Origin of the sequence: Bermanella marisrubri (assembly GCF_012295615.1) — a bacterium.
Lineage (GTDB): Bacteria > Pseudomonadota > Gammaproteobacteria > Pseudomonadales > Oceanobacteraceae > Bermanella > Bermanella marisrubri.
On record NZ_CP051183.1, the window covers coordinates 1,338,765 to 1,353,723 of the forward strand.

Here is a 14,959-nt window from a genome sequence, read left to right on the forward strand (position 1 = left end):
TTATGACAGATTTAAACAGTAACAAAGCTGCGGTTCTTGGTGGTGGTAGCTTTGGAACAGCGGTTGCGAATATTTTAGCCGCTAATGGTTTTCAAGTTGATTTATGGATGCGCAATGAAAAGACCATTGAAGACATCAAACAGGAACGTGAGAACAAACAATATCTCCCTGGCGTAAAGTTGCATGACAATATTCAAGCAACGGGAGATCTTGAGTCTGCGATCAAGGACAGCCAGGTTTTATTTTATGCAGTTCCCTCTAAGTCTTTTAGAGAGTTAGTTGAGCGTACCCAAGGCTTAGTAGTGCCCGAGCAGATGTTGATTAGCACTACTAAAGGTATTGAACCAGAAGGGTTCAATTTGATGAGTGATATCTTGAAGGGGACTTTTCCTAGTAACCCTATTGGGGTCATTAGCGGCCCCAATTTAGCGAAAGAAATTGGCCAAGGTCAGCCTGCGGCTACGGTTATTGGGAGTAAAGATAAGCGGGTACGTGATTTCATTCAGAAAAGTTTGAGTTGTAACTTCTTCCGGGTATACGCGAATGCCGATATGTATGGCGTCGAACTTGGCGGTGCCCTAAAAAATATTTATGCGGTTATCACTGGTATGGCTGCTGCATTAGGTTTCGGTGAAAACACCAAAGCGACATTGATTACTCGTAGTCTCGCAGAAATGAGCCGTTTTGCGGTTTCGCAAGGGGCAAATCCTATGACATTTTTAGGCTTAGCCGGTGTGGGAGATTTGGTTGCTACATGTGTGTCCCCATTAAGTCGGAACTATCGGGTGGGCTATGCCGTAGGTAAGGGTGAAACGTTAGAACAAGCGGTTGAAGCTTTGGGTGAAGTCGCAGAGGGTGTTAATACGGTACGGTACATATATCATGAAGCCAACGAGCAAGGTATTTATATGCCACTTGCTAGTGCTTTATATGCGGTATTGTTCGAAGGTGCTGAGGTGAGTCAGCTGGCCAACTCACTCATGACAGGCGAATACAATACTGACGTGGAGTTTTCACTGCCTAGAGGAGCCTAAGATGGACAAAACATGGAAAGATAATATTAAGTCAGAGTCATTCTGGCTGCGCAGTCTATTTATGGTTCTGTTTTTTGTGGTTTACAGAATTGTTGATATTCTGGTTTTGTTAGTTGCTATTTGTCAGTGGCTATACGTCTTACTTACAGGCGATAATAATGCAAGTTTGAGCAGATTCGCTGGTGGATTGGCAGCTTATGTTGCACAAATTGTGAATTATTTGAGCTATAACTCAGAGCAAAAACCTTTTCCATTTAGTGATTGGCCCGAGCCAGAGAGCAACAACGGCTCTCGCGCAAAGAAAACAACATCAGCAAAAACAAGTAAGGCTAAAAAAACCTCGAGAAAAACATCGGTTAAAAAATCGAGTTCTAAAAAGACCAGTGCAAAAACAGCCACTGAGAATGATGTTAAAAAAAGCAGTGATGCTGAATGAGCCAGACGTCACGATTGTTTATTCTTCGCCATGGGCAGGCGGCAAATGTCGCGCCATCTGATGCAGAGAGGCCGCTCACGGTTCATGGTGAAGCTCAAGCATTACAACTTGCCAAGCAATGGCAGGGTTTTCATTTTGACTATGTTTTCGTGAGTCCTTATACAAGGGCACAACAAACTTGGCAGGCCCTGTCTTCTCAACTCACAACAGATCATATTGAGACGGTTACTTGGTGTACACCGGACATATCCACTAAAAAAGCTATTGATACATTGGTCACACTACCCAATCCATGCAAAGCACTCATTGTTTGCCATCAAACATTTGCTGGTCGGTTGGTTACTCAGTTAACGGAAGGCAATGAACACGGCATGCATCTTAATACTGCCAATGCAGTCGAGCTCGAGGCTGAGGTTTTTGCTAAACAATGCGCGCATTACAAAGCTATTCACGCTCCTTCTGTCTAATTCTATTCTTATTTCCCTACTTTGCACTCGCTGAAATTGGGGATGGTTTGCTTTGGCGTATACATAAGCCAGGTCACGGAGTTCATTACCTTTTTGCGACGATCCATGTCGCAGATCCTAGAGTGAAAGCTCTGAATCCGAGGGTTCGGCGCGCATTTCAAGAGTCAAAGACAGTGTGCTTGGAGCTCATACCAGATAGAGAAATGCAAGTAGGTGTTGGTCGAGCTATGTTCTTGTCTGATGGTAGTACGCTCGATCAGTTAATTGGCAATGGATTATTCGGTCGATTGAGCTTGCTTCTTAATGATCGCGGTATCTCACCAATTCAAGCCGCTCATTTAAAGCCTTGGGCGGCTATGATTATGATTACACGCCCAGACCAGCAAGCAGGTTATGCGCTTGATGAGCACCTCTATCACAAGGCTTTGCATGAATATAAAAAAGTGTGTGCTCTTGAAACATTAAATGAACAGCTAGGTATTTTTGATGACTTGTCGCTTGATGATCAGACTACGCTTTTAGAAGACTCCATGAATTATCTAAAAAACATTCAAGAGATTAATCAGGAATTGATCGACACTTACTTATCAGGTGACTTGGATAAGCTCTACAAATTAGGAACTTCAATGCAGGGTAGTGATGATGAATTGGCTGCGAGATTAAGAAAGCGTTTAATTGACGAGCGTAATCTCACCATGGCAGACAGAATGCTGCCTTACTTGAAGGACGACAAGAGTTTTATCGCGGTAGGGGCATTGCATCTTCCTGGCACCTATGGGTTACTCAATTTATTGCGTGAACAAGGTTATTTAGTCACGCCTCCTGAAATACAAGTGAATCCCTGGTAAAGCAATGGAAAGACAAGCACTTTATTTTATTCATGCAAATGGCTTTCCTAGCGAGAGCTATCGTGTTTTGTTGAATCTATTAAAGCAGCATTATGAAGTTGCTTATAAGCCTCAGTTTGCTCATGATGAGCGCTTTCCCGTCAGTGCCAACTGGTATCATTTGGTCGAAGAAGCGATTCATGATATTGCAAACAGATTTGATGAGCCTGTGATATTGGTTGGTCACAGTATGGGAGGCGTAATCTGTTTGCTTGTATCACTACAACGCCCGGATCTAGTGAAAAGCGTAATTATGCTTGATCCGCCCGTCATTGATTTTTGGTCTGGTTTAATGCTCAGAGGCGCTAAGTTATTGAAGTTAGATGACCGAATAACGCCAGCAGGACGCACGATAGGGCGTAGGGATGTATTTGCGAGCAAGCAAGAAGCAATTGAGTATTTTCGCCATAAAAGTTTGTTTAAAAATGTTGATCCTCGCTGTCTAGAGGATTATGTCGAGGCAGGTACGATCTCTCATGGTGACGGCCTTAGATTGACCTATGAAGCCAAAACAGAAGTGAGTATTTACCGGACTATTCCTCTTAATTTATACCGCCATAAATATTTAACACGTCCAACCTTCATGGTATTGGGAGAATCTAGCCAAGTAGTGCGCGGGTTGCAAAAAAGGCATATGCGGAAACTGGGCGTCGAAATTGAATTTATGGCGGGAGGTCACTTATTCCCATTAGAGCGACCCGAAGAAACGGCCAAACGATTGCATCATATTATTCAGCAAAGCGAGGGCGGGTCTATCAATACAACCAAGGATGAGTGGCATGTCAATTGAAGCCAGAAATATAAATATTAAGAATTTAAATATTGCGTTGCAGTGTTATGGTGATGAAAGCAAACCTGCTTTATTGATGCTACACGGATGGTTGGATAATAGCGCAAGTTTTAGTTTACTCGCACCCTTGATGGCCGATGAATACTATGTCGTGGCGGTCGATCTGCCAGGGCATGGTCAAAGCGATCATTGGCCGCAGGGACAGCATTATCATTTATGGGAAGCAGTAGAGCACATTGAATTGATCGCAGATGCATTAAAGTTGAAGTCGTTTTATCTGCTTGGTCACTCAATGGGAGCGGCAATGTCAACGCTTTATGCTGGTACGTTTTCGCAGCGAATTGACGGCTTAGTCTTGATAGAAGCTTTTGGCCCTATGGCAGGCGATATTTCTGGCGCGCCAGAGCGTTTAGCTACCGCGATTAGTCAGATGAAGCGCTATGAAGAGCTTTCCATACAACGCCCAAAGCGTGATCAAAAAGCATTTGCACAGGCGAGAATGCAGGGCCCAATGGCCCTTACACAACAGGCAGCGGATATTATTGTGAGTCGAGGAACCAAGGAAACGCCGGAGGGTATAGTCTGGTCCCATGATAAACGTCTACAAGTAACATCAATGATGCGCATGTCTGAAGAGCTGATTCAGCAATTTATATTGAACATAAAATCGCCAGTACTCGGAATTTTCGCGAGTGATGGATTATTTAATCAGTCGCAAATTGACTTGCGTTGGTCTGCATTGCGTTCAGAAAAGGAAATGCACTGGTTTAGTGGTGGGCATCACTTACATCTTGAAGGAAACGTGGAGCAGGTGGCAGACACCATAAAGCAATTCCTTTATAACAAGAAACAAAATTTATAGGAGAACAATATGGATTCGATTAAGACCGTTTTATCAATGTTATTACTCAGTGTAGGACTTATGTTTTCTGCAGCGAGTATTGCGATAGAAAAGGGCCAAACCGCGCCCAATTTCAGATTGCCATTGCTGGATAGCCAAAAGAAAGTCAGCCTCAAACAATATCGAGGAAAAGTAGTGTACGTGGACTTTTGGGCTTCTTGGTGCGGTCCGTGTCGTCAAAGCTTGCCGCTTCTTACCAAGTTGCGAGCAGAAATGAAAAAGCAGCCTTTCGAAGTGCTAGCGATTAACTTAGATGAAGAGGTAGACGCCGCCAAAGGTTTTTTGAAGCAGTATCCCGTGAATTACCCAGTTCTATTGGACCCTGAAGGAAACGTGGCCGCTCAATATCAACTGCCAGGTATGCCCACGTCTTTTATTGTCGATAAACGTGGTCGAATTAAACACGTCCATGTGGGTTTTAAACCTCAAGATATAGACAAAATTCGCCAGCAGGTTAAAAGCCTGCTATAAAGGCGGCCTTAACGCTAGAATACGACAAATTAGACCAAACTATGCAAGCAATCATCGAAGAGCGTAAACGCCTCAGCCAAACACGTGTAACTAAAGCGGTTTTCCCTCAGACGACAAATCATCATGATACCTTGTTTGGTGGCACGGCTCTGCAGTGGATGGACGAAGTTTCTTTTATCGCTGCAACTCGTTTTTCCCGCCAACGAATCGTCACAGTGAGTTCTGACAAAATCGATTTCAACCACCCTGTACCTGCTGGAACTGTGGTTGAACTCGTGGCAAAAGTGGTAGAAGTTGGACGCACGAGCTTAAAAGTGAGAGTTGATGTGTTTGTTGAAAGTTTGTACGCCGATGGCCAAGAAAAAGCCATTACTGGTTATTTTAGTTTTGTTGCGGTGGGTGAGGATATGAAGCCGTGTCCGGTGTTGCCGCAAAGCTTTATTGATGGCATTAGTGAAGCACGCCCCTAAAACGGAACCGAGCTAAAAAAGCGCATGCGTTTTCCGCTAATGGGATGATTCACCGCCAGAGAGGCAGCATGTAAATTGAGCCGTTTTGCCATGGATTTGGCTTCATGATGGGCATAGAAACGGTCTCCCAGAATTGGGTATCCCATGGCGGCCATATGGACACGTAATTGATGACTGCGTCCAGTGTGGGGTATTAGCGCTACGCGACTCCAATGTTGGCTGCGTTCAATGCACTGCCAATGAGTCAATGACGATTTGCCCTCTATATGAACTTCTTGCTTTGGGCGATTTGGCCAGTCACAGCGCAATGGCAAATCAATCTGTCCTCGCTCACCAGGCAATGAACCAAATACTCTAGCTTGGTAGACTTTGAATGTTTTGCGATCTTGAAACTGCTTGGCTAGATGTCCATGGGCTTTTTTGTTTAGTGCCATCATCATCACACCAGACGTTGCTTGATCGAGGCGATGTACCAAACCGACGTAAGCGTAATCTTTCAGTAGTCGATGGGGAACGCTATCATCAAGACTGCCTTGCTGAGATAACAATCCACTGGGCTTATCAATGACCAATAGATGCTTGTCTTCATATAAAATGTGCACGTATGCCTAGAGTCCTATGTGAAAAATGTCAGCGACCACAGAGTGTGTGTTTATGCTCGTATTTCGTTCAGTTGAGGGCGCCTTGTCGGTTGTTGATTTTACAGCACCCTAGCGAGCAAAAACAGGCACTGGCGACGGTGCCTATTCTTCAACGGTGTGTTGAGCCTTGCGAAGTATGGGTGGGCGAGGATTTCTCACAGAATCCAAGACTTACTGATTTACTGAAAAACCCTCAGAGCCTAAGGGTCGTATTTCCTTCGTCTGGCGCAACTGATTGGTATTGTGACCAACCAGACACATCAGTTTCGAATCATGTTTCTACTGTCATTTTGATAGATGGTACGTGGAATAAAGCAAAGAAAATTTGGCACATGAATCCGTGGTTGCATTCACTACCTGCTGTGCATCTTAAGAATTTTCCTGCAACTGAATATCGTATCCGTCAATCTTCAGTGGAGGGAAGTTTATCGACGCTTGAGGCGGCTATGCATAGTTTGAATTGGCTTACAGGGAGTGCTCGATTTGATGATTTGGCGAAGCCTTTCGAGGCGATGATTGATATGCAGATACAAAAAATGGGCAAAGAGATATTCGATGCCCATTACTGTAAAGAAGATGATTAACTCTAGTCGTTTATTGACCCGCCACTGCTTCTTGAATCTTGGTTCCGCTCAGTCCCAAAACGTCTTGCTTAAACTCACGGCCTACAGGATTTTCTCCAATCCAAATAGCTAACATGGCTTTAAAGTAGTCGTCACCTTGGATTGTGCCCATTACATTATCGTTTACGATCACTTTGGTTCCTTTGCCAGGTGAGTAGTCAAAAATACTTTGATCACCCTCGTACAAGTCACCAGTAAAATAACTAAGCATTTGCTCTAGCTCGTCTGTTAACTCTTTGTGTTGAGCTGGCGTGATGTTTACAACAAGCGCCTCTGTGAGGGCGTTGGCAATGCGACGGGCGCTGACTTTGCGCATTTTTACATGGAAAACCATGCGTTTGTGCATTGCAGAATCCATGATGAATTCAGGATCGTGACTCGGTGTTTCTAGATATAGCGCCCCGACATAAGTATCGATCAAGAGGTATAACTCTCTTAGCGATGCTCCATTCAAAACAAGTTCAGGTCGCTCGCTAGTCGCGGGTACTCTATCTGGGATTTCGATACCTGCTACAGTGGAAGCATTCGTGAAGGTACTGGATACCAGCAGGATGATGGCAATCAAAGGAGCAATCAAGTTCATAGTTGTTCTTCTTGTTATTTTGAGTATTTGTGCGTTATATCACCAAAACGTGATGACATTCAATTTAAAAACGTGTCATGTGTCACGCTTTGAGTAAACAAAAGTAAACTGGCATCGTAGATTTGGGTTAGGCATAATGCGGCACTTTTTTAATAACTATTTGAATTTTCATGCAAATTAGAAATTTCTATTGGTACGCATTGACCAAACCTCTAGACGATACGGCCTCGGTAGCAGGCAAGTTATCAAAAGCACCTTTTGCACCGTGTATGGCAACGCAAGAAATGTCTCAAGGTTGGGTAGCTCCTGCCCCAAACACCGATGACCTGGTTTATGAGGCCCACGGGGCGATTCTACTTATGCTTAAGCAGGAAAAACGCCTGCTTCCAGCGTCAGTAATCAACGACTTTTTAGCCGAACGAGTAGAAGCGTTCGAGCAAGCTGAAGGTTACGCACCAAGTCGCAAAATCAAACAGCAGATGAAAGACGAAGTAGTGCAGGATCTTTTACCCAGATCTTTCACCAAATCACTGCGCTTACCCGTAATGATTATGCCAAGGCAAGGCTGGTTGTTTGTTTTATCGTCAAGCAGTAAAACAGCGGATGACGTGACCGCATTTTTGCGCGAAACCCTAGGAAGTTTGCCGATAGCACTCATGAATAGCGAAGTATCCCCAGCGTTTACTATGACCCAATGGTTGCAGCAGCCCAAGACTCTGCCGGACAACTGGACTGTGGGGGAGGAAGTAGAGCTCGTTGATGCTGAAGAAGCAAGTGTTCGTATTAAGAAGCAAAGTCTTTATAGCGAGGAAGTGACTGCTCATTTAGATGCTTCGAAACAAGTGGCTAAGTTGGCGCTACTGTGGCGTGAAGATATTCAAATCCTATTGCAGGATGACTTAAGTATAAAGCGCATTAAGTCCATTGCCGAACCTGATGATATGGACATGCCTGAAGATCCGCTAGCCCGATTCGCACATGAGTTTGCCGTCACCTGTCAATGGTTGAAACCTTTATGCGATGATTTACTGAAAGCATTGGGCGGAATGGACAAAGCATTGGCGGCTAGTCAGTCTCGAAATTTAGTTTAAGTTAACTTTTGATATAGCCTTTAGATTCAGACTGATCTACTGCTATAACAGATCGGTCGTAAATATGCTGATTTGGACTATGGCAAAAGTGAATCGTCTTGCTAGATTTAATAATAGAAGTGAAACAACAGGCGCTTCTTTAAAGGCAAAGCAATGTCAGGAAGTTCGATAGTCGGCATTGCTTTGCTTGTTCCCTCGAATGCTTTAATGTTCCCACTCCAAACCCTCTATGTCAGGAACTTCTGTTATTACCATGCGTGCTGTTTCAGAGTCGAGAATTACACCTCTGTGGCCTCTAATCATGCTGCTGCTGATTGGGTTCTTGGCTATCTTACCAACAACACAAATTCAGTTGCGATTCGATATATCGTTACTGCAAACCCATGAATGGTGGCGATTGATATCGGCCCACTGGGTGCATCTGGGTTGGCAACATACCGTGCTTAACGCACTGGGGTTGCTTCTGATTTGGTATATTGCACCAAGAGGTCTATGGCTATATTGGTGGGTGTTTTACATACTAAGCGGGTTGGTGATCAGTCTAGTCTTGCTTTACCAAAAGCAAGTGGCCAACTATGTTGGAGCCTCTGGAGTGCTTCATGGAATGTTGTTACTTGCCGCATATTACTCCCGCATATTGCCCCTAACGAGACGGTTCGTTTTTATTGGCATCATTGTCACGAAAGTGATTTGGGAGCAAACCCCTTGGTATAGCGATGATCGCCTTGGACAGGTCATAGGTGGATACGTCGTTGTTGATGCCCATCTATGGGGCGTTATCTCTGGCCTAGTGGCGTTATTCTTTATTGAGCTAAAAAATTTATGGGGTTTCAAGCAAAAAGACGTCTGATGTATCTACACTAAATTGGAGGGATATGTTGGGGGATTCATGATTGCTTGTTTAGACAATCTGGCGGCTTGTGGCCGTGCTACTAGAAACAGATTGTATATCCCTATCTGTTTTCTTTTTACTTTTTCGTTGAATCAAACTGGGGTTGCGGGAGAGTGGGTCTACGAAGTGGACCCGTATTACTCTAATGTCGCGTATTTCCAAAGTATAGGTGATGTAGATGTTCCTAGACTGGGAAAGCGCACCGAATTAGAGATGTACCAGGATCTTCTTGCTCGAGCTTACCGTCCACAGTTCTTTTTAATTGAAGCCAGTATCAATCCATTGCCAATATTAGGTGTAGCCTTGAAGGATGATGGTGGTGATGAATCCATCTACGACAACATGCCAATTAGTCAAAATTTGAATCTAGTCGAGGCGGTAACAACTGGATTTGAAGAGCCTTACGCTGTGTCCTTTTTTTTAGGAAACAGGGTGGAGTACCAGTCTGCCGGTGAGGAGTCTAACGACAGTCACGGTTTTATTGGGTATTTGTGGAGCTATGGTCATTTGCATATCCGTGAAAATCAATTGGTACAAGATCGGTGGGGCGAGTTTGAGTGGAAAATAAAAGGTGAGCAGGTTTTTAGTGATCGGGATTTAAGCTGGTCATTTCGTTTCGGTTTTAAAATTCATGATAATCCGCTAATTACCGACGAATTTTACGTTGGTATTCGTCGTGAACGCCATCAATTCAATGGTGATGTATTTTCGTGGGTGCAAAATGGAGGGATTGAGTTCACCTATCGGGTTGATCGAGACTCAGGAAAAGCCATTGGTCAGCAGCTAATACTTGATAAAAAAATCCCTTGGGCACGACGAGGATGGGTCTTTTCATTGGGCGTTGGCTTAGTGAGAAATACCCGTCTTAAGTATAAAGGTGAACTCCAGCTTCCAAGTGAAACCACTTTTGTCGTTCGTCCTTCTCTTGAATTTTAATGAACCCGTTAACGCGGCCAGTCGTCTTTTACCACCATAATACGAGCAACTTCCATCTGTTGTGTTTCATGAGAGTATAAATCCATGGAACCTAGATCGCATATCATGAGTGCATACGGATGTCGGCCTTTGACGAAATGATCATATGTAACTTCGAGTAATTGTGCACGAGTAAGGATGCGGCTGTGCTCAGTTATTTGAGCTGGCCCTAGCCATTCGTGCTTTTCTAATAAGCAATACAAATGACTATCGCGAGTCCATGAGCCGAGTGTTTGATGATGGCACCAAGGGAATACTTCAATAGTCGGTGGCGTGCATGATGGTAGAGTAAAATCCTCACCCAGCTGGGTAAATAAACCGCCTTTCATGACTAAGCGTTGAGCTTGAGGTAATGGCAAGTTGTTCGTTTTCAGATGGTCGATCACTTGCGGGTGTTGGGCAAATGGAAATTGTTTGTCTTTAAGTTTCTTGATTTTGAGATCCAATCGATCTTTAGTTTGCGGGCCGAGCCAATCATGAGTATTTGCACCGGTATGGCCAGGTGCTTGTAGATACCATTTGGTGGCCAATTCAATATGAACAATATCGTGTTCAGGGTTTCTGACGATTAAATCGAGCTCTCCCAGAGTTTGCTTTTCATGAATGATTTGAACGTGATCAGCCAATAGATTCCATTGTGGGTGATAACTGAAAAAGAATTGCCATAAGCGCTCGAAATAGCTGCCAAGTAGGCGGTGATTTCCCGCTAAAATGTAGTCATGTAAGGGTTTTGGTTGCTGATCTAGTTTTTTCAGCCAATCTTCCAATGCAGTGATATCGTGCCACTCACCGAGATCCAAATGGGCAGCGCTCGATATGTGCGCCATTGGGTCAGCAAATAGACACCACGCTAAACGGCGTATATGGGGGTCTTTCAGTTGCTGAAGAATAGGGTTCATCTATCCAAACTCGAGGCGAGATATGTTATAAACTGGGTTTTATTTTGCATCTTGGTAGTGAATGAATGGATGAGTTTCGCAATATAGGCATTATCGGGCGTTTAAACAGTGCTCGTGTTATAGAGACAATCAAACGCCTGCGCCGCTTCTTATCGGATGAAGGTATCAATATCATCCTAGAAGAGCAAATTGCTGCGGTCATGATGGGTCACGGATTGCAAGTGTGTACCCCAAAGATGATGGGAGAGATTTGTGATCTTGTGATCGTAGTCGGTGGTGACGGCAGTCTACTAGGTGCAGCTCGAGCACTTGTGAAGTCTAATGTCCCTATCCTTGGTGTGAACCGAGGTCGTCTTGGCTTTTTAACCGATATTAGCCCTGATAATTTAGAAGAGAAGGTGCAAGAGGTACTCGAAGGTAAGTACATTACCGAGCGTCGCTTCATGCTTGAAGCAGAGGTTAAACGAAATGGTGAGCCTATCGGTTATGGCGAGGCACTGAATGATGTTATTTTGCATCCAGGTAAATCCGCTCGAATGATTGCATTTGATCTGCAGATTGAAGGTCAGTTTGTTTATCACCAACGTTCTGACGGTATGATTGTTAGTACTCCGACCGGCTCTACGGCATATTCTTTGAGTGGTGGGGGCCCAATTATGCATCCAAAGCTTGATGCTATCGCGCTGGTTCCAATGTTCCCTCATACGCTTAGTAGCCGCCCGATTGTAATCGACGCCAATAGCGAAGTTAAAATCACCATCAGCAGTGACATCGACATATACCCGCAAATTAGTTGTGATGGCCAAGTACATATCACGGCGGCACCGGGTGACAGTGTGACAATACGTAAGATGGCTCATAAAGCCCGTCTGATTCATCCGATTGATCATGATTTCTATGAAACCTGTCGCACCAAGCTGGGTTGGGCCACGCAGTACGGAGAAGCCTAAACATGGCAGTGCAAGGCTATGACTTGATTGGCGATGTGCATGGCTGCGGTATCACCCTGTGCAAGCTGCTCGAGCAGATGGGCTATCAGAAAAAGAATGGGGTTTACCAACATCCTAGTCGTAAGGTTGTATTTATAGGCGATATTGTTGATCGTGGACCAAATATCCGTTTAGCCCTTGCCGTAGTAAGGGACATGGTAGAAGCGGGTCATGCTCATTTGGTGATGGGTAATCACGAATACAACGTATTGGCCTTTTGCACACCTTCGCGCGCGGGAGCAGAGCATCCTTATCTTCGTGACCACACAGCGCGCAACAGTTTCATTGTTGAAGAAACGTTGAGACAGTTCGATCCTTTCCCTCAAGAATGGCGAGATTACCTTAATTGGTTCATGACACTACCCTTATTCATGGAGTTTGAGCATTTTCGCGCAGTGCATGCATGTTGGGATCATGACCTAATAAAAGAGATGGAGATTCGATACCAACGTAATCACCTTGATGAAGAAATGCTGCACGCCAGTATGGATCGCGAAAGTTTTGAAGGACAATTGGTGGATCGACTCACTCGAGGCACAGCCTTAGAACTGCCTGATGGTCGTAGTATCACTGCCAAAGATGGTTTTGTACGTCACTTTTTTCGCACTAAATTTTGGGAAAAAGATCCTGAAATTTATGATGATATTGTTTTTCAACCAGACCCTTTGCCGCAGGATATAGCTGAACGTCCAATCACTAAAAATGATCGTAAAGAGTTATTGTATTACGGCCCAGACGAAAAACCTCTGTTTTTTGGGCACTACTGGATGCAGGGTATACCCGGTCCGATCCGATCTAACATTGCTTGTATTGATTACAGTGCCGTAAAGTATGGGCGCCTAGTGGCCTATAGAATGGATGATGAAACGCATTTAGATCCTAATAAATTTTGCTGGGTGCGGGTTGAGCGAAACGAAGATTGATATGTTTTTTGTCCTAAAGGCCTCAAGTGAGCAAGAATTGGCTCCTATATTGAAAGAGTTGCATTCAAACTCAATTGAGTGCCGCTTAGAAGCTGATGAGTCGGGATTCTCTCTATACGTAACTGAACCAGTTTATGTTGATGCTATTCGCGATGCTTTTGATGCACACCAAGCTAATCAACAGCGCACCTTGAGTTGGGACAATGTTAGAGTGGTCCCGATTACCCTGATTATCATCATCTTGTCCATAGTTGTTGCTTTTGTAACTCAACTGGGCAGCAGCAATAAATCCTGGTTTTTCATAGCAGAGTATTCTTTCTATCCGGCTAGCTGGTGGCTGCATGATTGGCCGCAACAAGTTTGGTTTAGCATAAGCCCTGTGTTTTTACATTTTGGATGGGAGCACATTATCTTCAATATGCTGTCATTTTGGTTATTCGCTTCCGTGTTGGAGCGAAGAATCGGGAAACTGCATTGGATTAGTGGGCTCATTGTATTGGCCGTTGTGAGTAACTATGCGCAATTAATCATGGCAGGGCCATTTTTTGGTGGGCTTTCTGGTGTTGTATATGGTCTGATCGCGTTTAGTTGGGGTTACCAAAAATCTATTGCATCTTTGTATTTACCAAATGGACTATTTTATTTTGCTTTTGCATGGTTGCTGCTTGGTTACACGCCATTGTTTGAGTGGATCGGTTTGGGTTCAATGGCAAACACGGCTCATTTAAGTGGTGCTATAACAGGATTTATTTGGTTTTTGTTGTATCGATTAACCCACTCCGTTGGAGGGAAACATGAATATAGATGATTTAATTGCGTCGATGACCCCCGAAATTTATCAAAATATGCGTGACGCGGTTCAACTGGGTCGTTGGGGAGATGGTCGAGCCATGACGCCAGAGCAAAAGACGCACAGTTTAGAAGCGTTAATTCGCTATGAACACATGCACGATATTCCAGAAAAGGAACGTGTCGGATATGTTGATACAAGCAAGAAAAATAAGAAGTCAGGTCCATCTGACACACAACCCTTAAAAATTATTGAGTAGTATGAAAGTCGAAGGCCACCTACATAAAATGGCTATTTCCCATCATGATGGAAATGCCGAGTATGCACTGCGTTTAGATGATAGCGTATACCCTTTAACGTCTATTTTAGGGTCTCAAGTACGTATTCAGTCTTTAGAGGAAATCCATTGTTTGGCTTGTGGGCGCAAGACTAAAAAAAGTTACAGCCAAGGTTATTGCTATCCATGTTTTAAGCGCTTGCCACAGTGCGATACATGCATAATGAGCCCAGAGAAGTGTCATTATGATAAAGGAACCTGTAGAGACGCAAAGTGGGGCGAGGCGTTTTGCATGCAGGATCATATTGTCTATTTGGCGAATTCATCTGGTATAAAAGTCGGTATTACTCGTCATTCTCAGATTCCTACGCGTTGGCTCGATCAAGGAGCGAAACAGGCTCTCCCTATAGCAAGAGTCTCGAGCCGCCATCAATCAGGCCTACTGGAAGTCATTTTTAAACAGCATGTAGCAGACAAGACGAATTGGCGAGCCTTGCTAAAACAAGATGCTGAAAATATTGATCTAGAGGCTGAGCGTGATCGCTTGTTCGAAGAGTGTCATGAAGAGATCGAAGAGCTACAAGACTTTTATGGTCTGCAACAAGTCCAGTTAATTTATGATGGCGATGTCCAAGAATTTCACTATCCAGTTGAACAGTACCCAACAAAGGTTGTGAGCCATAACTTGGACAAAACACCCGAGGTAACGGGCAAATTAATGGGGATTAAGGGTCAGTATTTAATTTTAGATACTGGCGTGATTAATCTTCGAAAGTACACTTCTTACCGCGTAGCGATTGAAATAGCAGCATAACGACGA

20 protein-coding genes are annotated in these 14,959 nt (G+C 44.1%); 17 read left to right on the forward strand and 3 right to left on the reverse strand.

Features of this window, described 5'->3' with window-relative positions; all coding sequences use genetic code 11:
* Positions 1-2 precede the first annotated feature (2 nt).
* From HF888_RS06175 to HF888_RS06210, 8 genes are read left to right on the forward strand one after another with little or no spacing between them, the layout of a single operon-like run.
* A complete protein-coding gene (locus tag HF888_RS06175; protein WP_007016401.1) occupies positions 3-1,034 on the forward strand; it encodes an NAD(P)H-dependent glycerol-3-phosphate dehydrogenase in 1,032 nt (343 codons plus the stop codon).
* 1 nt (position 1,035) lies between these two features.
* Entirely contained in the window at positions 1,036-1,470 is a 435-nt protein-coding gene (locus HF888_RS06180; protein WP_007016402.1) for a DUF4389 domain-containing protein, read from the forward strand.
* Complete coding sequence (gene sixA / locus HF888_RS06185; RefSeq protein WP_007016403.1) at positions 1,467-1,937, forward strand: phosphohistidine phosphatase SixA; 471 nt, start codon at positions 1,467-1,469, stop codon at positions 1,935-1,937. The genes HF888_RS06180 and sixA overlap by 4 nt, the downstream gene beginning before the upstream one ends.
* Positions 1,898-2,785, forward strand: a complete 888-nt coding sequence (locus HF888_RS06190; RefSeq protein ID WP_083771851.1) for a TraB/GumN family protein — start codon at positions 1,898-1,900, stop codon at positions 2,783-2,785. The genes sixA and HF888_RS06190 overlap by 40 nt, the downstream gene beginning before the upstream one ends.
* Before the next feature lie 4 nt (positions 2,786-2,789).
* Positions 2,790-3,614, forward strand: a complete 825-nt coding sequence (locus tag HF888_RS06195; RefSeq protein WP_007016405.1) for an alpha/beta fold hydrolase — start codon at positions 2,790-2,792, stop codon at positions 3,612-3,614.
* Complete coding sequence (locus HF888_RS06200; protein ID WP_007016406.1) at positions 3,604-4,476, forward strand: alpha/beta hydrolase; 873 nt, start codon at positions 3,604-3,606, stop codon at positions 4,474-4,476. The genes HF888_RS06195 and HF888_RS06200 overlap by 11 nt, the downstream gene beginning before the upstream one ends.
* Before the next feature lie 9 nt (positions 4,477-4,485).
* The gene (locus tag HF888_RS06205) at positions 4,486-4,986 is read left to right on the forward strand and encodes a TlpA disulfide reductase family protein (RefSeq protein WP_007016407.1); all 501 of its coding nucleotides are present in this window, start codon (positions 4,486-4,488) and stop codon (positions 4,984-4,986) included.
* Positions 4,987-5,027: 41 nt separating this feature from the next.
* Entirely contained in the window at positions 5,028-5,456 is a 429-nt protein-coding gene (locus HF888_RS06210) for an acyl-CoA thioesterase (RefSeq protein ID WP_007016408.1), read from the forward strand.
* On the opposite strand, the gene HF888_RS06215 is transcribed toward HF888_RS06210, so the two are convergent.
* Positions 5,453-6,058 carry an RluA family pseudouridine synthase gene (locus HF888_RS06215; protein WP_007016409.1) on the reverse strand — a complete coding sequence of 202 codons (606 nt, stop codon included), beginning with the start codon at positions 6,056-6,058 and terminating at the stop codon, positions 5,453-5,455. The two genes, HF888_RS06210 and HF888_RS06215, sit on opposite strands and share 4 nt — an antisense overlap.
* A 2-nt stretch (positions 6,059-6,060) precedes the next feature.
* On the opposite strand from HF888_RS06215, the gene HF888_RS06220 reads away from it, so the two are divergent.
* Positions 6,061-6,681 carry a tRNA-uridine aminocarboxypropyltransferase gene (locus tag HF888_RS06220; RefSeq protein ID WP_040297388.1) on the forward strand — a complete coding sequence of 207 codons (621 nt, stop codon included), beginning with the start codon at positions 6,061-6,063 and terminating at the stop codon, positions 6,679-6,681.
* A gap of 10 nt (positions 6,682-6,691) precedes the next feature.
* Here the strand turns inward: HF888_RS06220 and HF888_RS06225 are convergent, their stop codons facing one another.
* Positions 6,692-7,303, reverse strand: coding sequence for a chalcone isomerase family protein (locus HF888_RS06225; protein WP_007016411.1), 612 nt, complete (start codon positions 7,301-7,303; stop codon positions 6,692-6,694).
* Between the two features lie 170 nt (positions 7,304-7,473).
* Here HF888_RS06225 and HF888_RS06230 point away from each other — a divergent pair, with 170 nt between their 5' ends.
* The 3 genes from HF888_RS06230 (at position 7,474) to HF888_RS06240 (ending at position 10,222) form a co-directional block, all read left to right on the forward strand.
* Positions 7,474-8,394 (forward strand): recombination-associated protein RdgC, encoded by a 921-nt coding sequence (locus tag HF888_RS06230; protein WP_007016412.1) that lies wholly within the window; start codon positions 7,474-7,476, stop codon positions 8,392-8,394.
* 253 nt (positions 8,395-8,647) lie between these two features.
* Positions 8,648-9,244 carry a rhombosortase gene (rrtA, locus tag HF888_RS06235; protein ID WP_007016413.1) on the forward strand — a complete coding sequence of 199 codons (597 nt, stop codon included), beginning with the start codon at positions 8,648-8,650 and terminating at the stop codon, positions 9,242-9,244.
* Positions 9,245-9,283: 39 nt separating this feature from the next.
* Positions 9,284-10,222 carry a hypothetical protein gene (locus tag HF888_RS06240; RefSeq protein ID WP_007016414.1) on the forward strand — a complete coding sequence of 313 codons (939 nt, stop codon included), beginning with the start codon at positions 9,284-9,286 and terminating at the stop codon, positions 10,220-10,222.
* A gap of 8 nt (positions 10,223-10,230) precedes the next feature.
* Here the strand turns inward: HF888_RS06240 and HF888_RS06245 are convergent, their stop codons facing one another.
* Complete coding sequence (locus tag HF888_RS06245; RefSeq protein ID WP_007016415.1) at positions 10,231-11,160, reverse strand: DUF1853 family protein; 930 nt, start codon at positions 11,158-11,160, stop codon at positions 10,231-10,233.
* Between the two features lie 65 nt (positions 11,161-11,225).
* Here HF888_RS06245 and HF888_RS06250 point away from each other — a divergent pair, with 65 nt between their 5' ends.
* Genes HF888_RS06250 through HF888_RS06270 form a run of 5 tightly spaced genes read left to right on the forward strand, consistent with a single transcriptional unit; the run spans position 11,226 to position 14,953 of the window.
* Complete coding sequence (locus tag HF888_RS06250; RefSeq protein ID WP_007016416.1) at positions 11,226-12,110, forward strand: NAD(+) kinase; 885 nt, start codon at positions 11,226-11,228, stop codon at positions 12,108-12,110.
* A gap of 2 nt (positions 12,111-12,112) precedes the next feature.
* Positions 12,113-13,072 carry a metallophosphoesterase gene (locus HF888_RS06255; protein WP_007016417.1) on the forward strand — a complete coding sequence of 320 codons (960 nt, stop codon included), beginning with the start codon at positions 12,113-12,115 and terminating at the stop codon, positions 13,070-13,072.
* A 1-nt stretch (position 13,073) separates the two neighbouring features.
* Positions 13,074-13,880 carry a rhomboid family intramembrane serine protease gene (locus tag HF888_RS06260; protein WP_007016418.1) on the forward strand — a complete coding sequence of 269 codons (807 nt, stop codon included), beginning with the start codon at positions 13,074-13,076 and terminating at the stop codon, positions 13,878-13,880.
* Complete coding sequence (locus tag HF888_RS06265; RefSeq protein ID WP_007016419.1) at positions 13,867-14,121, forward strand: YeaC family protein; 255 nt, start codon at positions 13,867-13,869, stop codon at positions 14,119-14,121. The genes HF888_RS06260 and HF888_RS06265 overlap by 14 nt, the downstream gene beginning before the upstream one ends.
* Before the next feature lies 1 nt (position 14,122).
* Positions 14,123-14,953 (forward strand): DUF2797 domain-containing protein, encoded by an 831-nt coding sequence (locus HF888_RS06270; RefSeq protein WP_007016420.1) that lies wholly within the window; start codon positions 14,123-14,125, stop codon positions 14,951-14,953.
* The last annotated feature ends 6 nt before the right edge of the window (positions 14,954-14,959 follow it).